The sequence below is a fragment of the Undibacterium sp. FW305-107 genome (genome assembly GCF_058788535.1).
The window spans coordinates 1-808 of the sequence record NZ_JBYTAV010000029.1; the positions used below are offsets into that span (position 1 = coordinate 1).

1 pseudogene is annotated in these 808 nt (G+C 54.8%); it reads left to right on the plus strand.

The features are described 5' to 3' along the window. Positions 1 to 808, plus strand: a pseudogene (locus AC3WQT_RS28885) (RHS repeat-associated core domain-containing protein); the annotation flags it as partial.

Genomic DNA, 808 nt, shown 5'->3' on the forward strand with positions numbered 1-808 from the left:
AAAGCACCGGCTTTGGCTACGACAACAACGACAACCTCACCAGCGTCACCGATGCCAACAACCACAGCACCCAGTTCGCCTACGACAACCGCAACGCCGTTACAGGCAAGACCGACGCGCTGAACCAAAGCAACAGTGTTGTTTATGACAAAGAACATCGCATCACACAAAGCACCGACCGTAAAAACCAGCAAACCACGTACACCTATGACGGTCTCAACCGCCCTTTAAAAACCACCTACGCAGACGGTAGCAGCATTACCCGCAGCTATGATGCCGGTAACAGAGTGACACAACTGGCCGACAGCCTTAATGGCAACATCGGCTTCAGCTATGACAATCTCGACCGTGTTACCCAGGTCACCAGCCCCAAAGGCATTGTCAACTACACCTATGATGCAAATAACCGCCGCAGCAGCATGACCGTCGCAGGCCAGCCAACGCAAAGCTATACCTATGACGATGCAGGCAGATTGCTACGCATAGACCAGGCCGCAGGAGCCATCAACAACAACCAGGCACAAGCCATCCAGTTCACTTATGACGACGCAGGCCGCCTCACCAAAATCACCTACGCCAACGGCATCACCCGCGACAACAGCTATGACGACGCAGGCCAGCTCATCGGCATCACCTACAAAAAAGCCGACAACAGCCTCATCGGTGATCTGACTTACACCTACGACGCCAATGGCCGCCGCACCAAGGCCAGCGGCAGCCTGGCAAAGACAGATCTGCCTGACACAATCAACACAGCCAGCTACGATGCCAACAACCGCCTCGCCACCTGGGACAGCCAGATACTCAA